A 5,828-nucleotide genomic window follows, 5' to 3' on the forward strand; every position below is an offset into this window, starting at 1 on the left:
GCGGCGCGGTGGCGAGCCGCCACATCGGATCGGTGTCGTTGGTGTGGATGAACAATGTGTCGCCGTGGGTGTCGACATCATATTCGCGCCCGGAAAGCCGCGGCGCGACGAGGATCGGCGTCGCGAAGGGATCGCCTGCCGGGAGCAGCCGGATCTCGCTCGTCACATGATCGCCGGTGCCGATGACGATCCACTTGCGATCGCTCGTCTCGGACACCGCGACGCGATAGCCCTCGTCATCCTCGTGATAGAGCTCCACATCCTCGGCCGGATCGGTGCCGAGCCGGTGAAAGCGCGCATTGTCGGTGCGCCATTCCTTGTTGGCGAGCCCATAGAGAAAGCCCGCGTCGTCCGACGTCCACACGATATCGGAGAGCATCCCCGGGATCACCTCGGGCAGATGCTCGCCGGTGACGAGATCCTTGACGCGGATCTCGAACCGCTCGGCGCCCGAATCATCGATCGCATAGGCGAGCTTGGTCCCGTCGTTCGACGGCGCGAACGCCCCGAGCCGGAAATATTCGTGCCCCTCGGCCAGCGCCGGCTCGTCGAGCAGCAATTCGTCTGCGCCGCCGGCGACGGGCTTGCGCCACCATTTGCGATATTGGCCGCCGGTTTCGAACGCGGTCCAGTACAGCCAGTCGCCGTCGCGCTGCGGCACGGTCGATTCGTCTTCCTTGATCCGCCCGCGCATCTCGGCGTTGATTCGCTCGGTCAGCGGCTTGAGCGGCGCCATCACCGCGTCGAAATAAGCGTTCTCCTCCTCGAGATAGCCGAGGATCTGCTTGTCGGTGATATCGGGATAGCCGGCGTCCTTCAGCCACGCCCAGGGATCGTCGATCGTGATGCCGTGGCGGGTGAATTGATGCGGGCGGCGCGCGGCGCGGGGCGGAGCGGGAAATTTCATGCCACCTCCATAACCCGCCGCCCGGCCATGTCGATGCGTTTCGACTGCCGCGATTGCAGCATTTGCAATCGTAAACGCTTAGTTTGCAGTTGCGAAAACCCGTGCTGCACTGCACAAGGGTCGGGCCTTTCAGGCATCCTCTCCTAAAAACTTTTAAGGCCGGTCGCGAGACCGGCCTTTCTTTTTGGCTGCGAACCATGCATGGAAGCCGCGCTGAAGCGCGCCGAATCATAAGAAAGATTTGGAGTGGAGCCGCCGGTTAAGACCGGCACCGGCGGAGCAACAGTGCGGGGGATCGAGCGCCACTGCCGCACGGCTGCTCTCCCCCGTTTACGATTCTCCTGACATTCGAATGCTCTGCGCAACGCAGGCTGTACTATCCTCCGTTCGGGCTGAGCTTGTCGAAGCCCTGCACTTTTCTGCACGCGACGAAGGACAGCCCTTCGACAAGCTCAGCGCGAACGGAAAGGACGGTCCAGCGAATCGCCCCGATCTTTGGCGTGGATCGTCCCCGCCCCTTGCGTGCGGCTGCGAAGCTGCGCGATGGTCCATGCCTCGGGATCACAACATTGGGGAATTCGCGAATGGCCGCCGGCCTAGTTGCGTTGCTTGACGATATCGCTGCACTCGCGAAACTCGCCGCTGCCAGCCTCGACGACGTGGCCGGCGCCGCCGGGCGTGCCAGCGCCAAGGCGGCGGGGGTGGTGATCGACGATGCCGCGGTCACCCCGCGCTACGTCGTCGGCCTCTCCCCGGCACGCGAGTTGCCGATCATCGGCAAGATCGCGCTCGGCTCGCTCCGCAACAAGCTGGTCTTCCTCCTCCCGGCGGCGTTGCTGCTCGCGGCGTTCGCGCCCTGGGCGATCACCCCGATCCTGATGGCCGGCGGCGCCTTCCTGTGCTTCGAAGCGGCCGAGAAGGTGATCGAGGCGCTGTCCGGTGCGCCGCACGACGCGACCGAGGTGGTCGCCGCCGACGCGCAGGAGTTGGAGGAGCGCCAGGTGGCGGGCGCGATCCGCACCGATCTGATCCTTTCGGCGGAGATCATGGCGATCGCGCTCTCCTCGCTTGCCGATCAGCCGCTGGTCAATCAGGCGATCGCGCTGGCGGTGGTCGCGGTGGCGATCACCGTCGGCGTCTATGGCGTCGTCGCGCTGATCGTGAAGATGGACGATATCGGCCTCGCGCTCGCCCGCCGCCCCGGTGCTGCGCTGCAAAAGATCGGCCGCGGGCTCGTCGCGGCGATGCCGATCGTGCTGTCGCTGATCTCGCAGATCGGGGTCGCCGCGATGCTGTGGGTCGGCGGGCAGATCATCGTCCACGGGCTCGAACAATTCCACCTCACCCCGATCCCCTTATGGGTGCATCACGCGGCGGAGGCGGCGCAGCATGCGCTGGGCGGCGTCGCGGCGTGGCTCGTCAGCGCCTTCCTCTCGGGCGTGGTCGGGCTTATCGTGGGCGGCATCATCGCGGGCGTGCTTCACCTCGTCCCGCGGCGTCATTGATCGAGAATCGGAAAGCAGCTCTATGTCGACTTATTCCGCCCGCCTCGCTGCGCTCCGCGAGCAGCTTGCCCGCCAGCGCCTCGACGGCTTCATCGTGCCGCTGACCGACGAGCATATGAGCGAATATGTCGGCGCTTATGCGCAGCGGCTCGCGTGGCTTACCGGTTTCCAGGGATCGGCGGGCACCGCAGCGGTGCTGCCCCAGGACGCCGCGATCTTCACCGACGGGCGCTATACGCTCCAGGTGCGCGAACAGGTCGACGGCGGCGACTGGCAGTTCGTCGGCGTCCCAGAGACGAGCGTGTCCGAATGGCTCGCGGGGCATGCGGCGGACGGCGCGCGGATCGGCTACGACCCGTGGCTCCACACCCGCGCCTGGGTGGCAGAGGCATCGGCCGCGCTGGCCAAGGTCGGCGCGACTTTGGTCCCCGTCGACACCAACCCGATCGACGCGATCTGGCCCGACCGCCCCGCCCCGTCCGACGCGACGCTCTCGGTTCACGACAACCAGCTCGCCGGCCGCTCCTCCGCCGAAAAGCGCGCCGAGATCGCCGACTGGCTCGCCGCGCAAAAGGCCGATGCGGTGGTGCTCGCCGCGCTCGATTCGATCGCCTGGCTGCTCAACGTGCGCGGCAGCGATGTCGCGCGCACGCCGGTCGCGCTGGCCTATACGATCGTCAATGCCGACGGCACCGCGGATCTGTTCGTCGCGCCGGAAAAGGTGACCGATGCGGTGCGCCAGCATCTCGGCAATGCGGTGCGGATCCACGATCGCACCGCCTTCGCCCCCGCGCTCGGCGCGTTCGCGGGCAAGACGGTGGCGGTCGATCCCGCATTGTCGGTCGCGGCGATCCCGCTGGCGATCGAGGCGGCGGGGGGCAAGGTGGTGTCGCTGCGCGATCCCGTCGTGATCCCCAAGGCATGCAAGAACCCGGCGGAGATCGCCGGCCACCACGCCGCCAGCCTGCGCGACGGCGCGGCGCTGACCCGTTTCCTGCGCTGGATCGCGGCGGAGGCGCCCAAGGGCGGGCAGACCGAGCTTTCCGCCGCCGCCAAGCTGCAGGAATTCCGCGCCGAGACCGGATTGCTCAAGGATCTGTCGTTCGACACAATTTCGGCGACCGGCGCGCATGGCGCGAGCCCGCATTATCACGTCACCGAGGAATCGAACGCGCCGATCGAGCTCGGCCAGCTCTATCTGATCGATTCGGGCGGGCAATATGCCGACGGCACCACCGATCTGACCCGCGTCGTCCCGATCGGCACCCCGACCGCCGAGATGCGCGATCGCTTCACCCGGGTGCTCAAGGGGCATATCGCGCTCGCCACCGCGGTCTTCCCGCACGGCACGACCGGGCAACAGCTCGATGCGCTGGCGCGGCTGCCGCTGTGGCAGGCCGGGCTCGATTATGCGCACGGCACCGGGCACGGGGTCGGCAGCTATCTGTCGGTCCACGAAGGCCCGGCGCGGATTGCCAAGCCGAGCTACGGCGGCGGCGGGCCGCAGGAGCCGTTGCGCCCGGGCATGATCCTGTCGAACGAGCCCGGCTATTACAAAGCCGGCGATTACGGCATCCGGATCGAGAATCTGCTGCTGGTGATCGAGCGCGAGATCGCCGGAGGCGAGGCGGCGATGCTGGCGTTCGAGACGCTGACGCTCGCCCCGATCGACCGCGACCTGATCGAGCCGGCGCTGCTCGACGCGGCCGAGCTGGCGTGGCTCGACGCCTATCACGCGCGCGTCGCGGCGACGCTGGGCGATGTGCTGGAGGGCGAGGACCGCGCCTGGCTGATCGAGCGGTGCCGGCGGATCGGGGCGTAACGCCTCAGACCCAAATCCAAACCGCCGTTCGGGCTGAGCCTGTCGAAGCCCTGCCCTTTTCTTCCAAGGAAGAAGGACAGCCCTTCGACAAGCTCAGGGCGAACGGGGAGTATCACGCCTTCGGCGCCGAATCATCCGGCGCCGCCGCCTCCGCATCCGGCCGACTGCGTGCCTGCGCCTTGCGTTTCCTGAGGTTGGCGCGCAGCTGCTCGGCGAGGCGGGCGGCGCGATCTTCACGGTCGTTTGCCATGAAAGCGCTATTGCGCGCGCACAACGCCTTGACAATGCCGTCGCCCTCGTCTCTAGGGCGCCCCTGCCCTTCGGGCGATGCTGCCGTAGCTCAGTGGTAGAGCGCATCCTTGGTAAGGCTGAGGTCGTGAGTTCAATCCTCACCGGCAGCACCATTTTCCTCAGAAAACCGCATGACCGCCCTCGCATTTCGCGAGGGCGCCGGGGCGATCGGCGCGGATCGTGATTGTCCCCGGCGCCGCGCGATGGCACGGCTTCTCGACGGAGAAGACGGTGACGAGAGGATTCGCGGCGTGACATCACCCCAGGCCCAGTCGTTGTCGCTGATGCTGCGTCGATCGGCGGCGCGCCACGGTGACAAGGCCGCGCTGATCTTCGGCGACGAGACGTGGAGCTATGCCGCGTTCGATCGCATCGTCGACGAACTGGCGGCGGGGCTGCTCGACCTCGGCGTCGCCCCCGGCGACCGGATCGCGATCCTCGCGCGCAACAGCCACGCCTTTCTCGCGATCCGCTTCGCCGCGGCGCGCATCGCGGCGGTGCTGGTGCCGGTCAACGTGATGCTCGGCGCGGGCGAGATCGCCTATATCCTCGATCATGCCGAAGCGCGGCTGTTGTTCGTCGACGCCGCGCTGGCGCCGCTGGCGCGCGAGGCGAACCCCGCGACGGTCGAGGCGACCTTCATCGTCGAGGGTGACGCGCCGGCCGGCGCGCGCGGCTGGCGCGATCTGCTCGTCCCCGGCGCCGCGCCGGGCGACCGCGCCGATGCCGACGATCTGCTCCAGATCATCTACACCAGCGGCACCGAGAGCCGCCCCAAGGGCGCGATGCTCACCCATGCCGCGGTGCTGTGGCAATATCAGAGCTGCCTGTTCGATTGCGGCTGGACCCCCGATACCGTGGCGCTCCACGCGCTGCCGCTGTTCCACTGCGCCGCACTCGACGCGATGGCCGGCCCGGCGCTCTTGTCGGGCGCGACGAGCGTGATCGCCGGCTCGCCCGCCCCCGATCAGGTGCTGCCGCTGATCGAGCGCCACCGCGTCACCTCCTTCTTTGCCCCGCCGACGGTGTGGATCGCGCTGCTCCGCTCGCCCTTGTTCGCCGCGCACGACCTCTCGTCGCTCGCCAAATGCTATTATGGCGCGTCGATCATGCCGGTCGCGATCATCGAGGAGCTGGCGGCGCGCTTCCCGGGCCTCCGGCTATGGAACCTCTACGGCCAGACCGAGATCGCGCCCGTCGCGACCGTGCTGGGGCCGGCGGATCACGCCACCCGCCCAGGATCGGCCGTGCGCCCGACGCTCCACGTCCTGACCCGCGTGGTGGATGACGACATGCGCGATGT

Annotated in this window: 5 protein-coding genes and 1 tRNA gene; 4 read left to right on the top strand and 2 right to left on the bottom strand. The window is 67.9% G+C overall.

Annotation, left to right across the window (positions count from 1 at the left end; genetic code table 11):
- Positions 1-907, bottom strand: a 907-nt coding sequence (locus BGN95_RS00320) for a beta-propeller domain-containing protein (RefSeq protein ID WP_502688221.1), incomplete at its 3' end; no start/stop codon positions are given.
- A gap of 584 nt (positions 908-1,491) precedes the next feature.
- On the opposite strand from BGN95_RS00320, the gene BGN95_RS00325 reads away from it, so the two are divergent.
- Both BGN95_RS00325 and BGN95_RS00330 read left to right on the top strand, forming a co-directional pair.
- A complete protein-coding gene (locus BGN95_RS00325; RefSeq protein ID WP_286771273.1) occupies positions 1,492-2,412 on the top strand; it encodes a DUF808 domain-containing protein in 921 nt (306 codons plus the stop codon).
- Between the two features lie 22 nt (positions 2,413-2,434).
- Complete coding sequence (locus BGN95_RS00330) at positions 2,435-4,234, top strand: aminopeptidase P family protein (protein WP_265313920.1); 1,800 nt, start codon at positions 2,435-2,437, stop codon at positions 4,232-4,234.
- A 112-nt stretch (positions 4,235-4,346) separates the two neighbouring features.
- Here the strand turns inward: BGN95_RS00330 and BGN95_RS00335 are convergent, their stop codons facing one another.
- Entirely contained in the window at positions 4,347-4,484 is a 138-nt protein-coding gene (locus BGN95_RS00335) for a hypothetical protein (protein ID WP_179512394.1), read from the bottom strand.
- 79 nt (positions 4,485-4,563) lie between these two features.
- Here BGN95_RS00335 and BGN95_RS00340 point away from each other — a divergent pair.
- Together BGN95_RS00340 and BGN95_RS00345 are read left to right on the top strand one after the other, a co-directional pair.
- A tRNA-Thr gene (locus BGN95_RS00340) sits at positions 4,564-4,638 on the top strand.
- 138 nt (positions 4,639-4,776) lie between these two features.
- Positions 4,777-5,828: AMP-binding protein (locus BGN95_RS00345; protein ID WP_286771274.1), on the top strand; the 1,052-nt coding region annotated here is incomplete at its 3' end.

Source organism: Sphingomonas sp. 66-10 (assembly GCF_001897045.1).
Taxonomy (GTDB): Bacteria; Pseudomonadota; Alphaproteobacteria; order Sphingomonadales; family Sphingomonadaceae; genus Sphingomonas; species Sphingomonas lycopersici.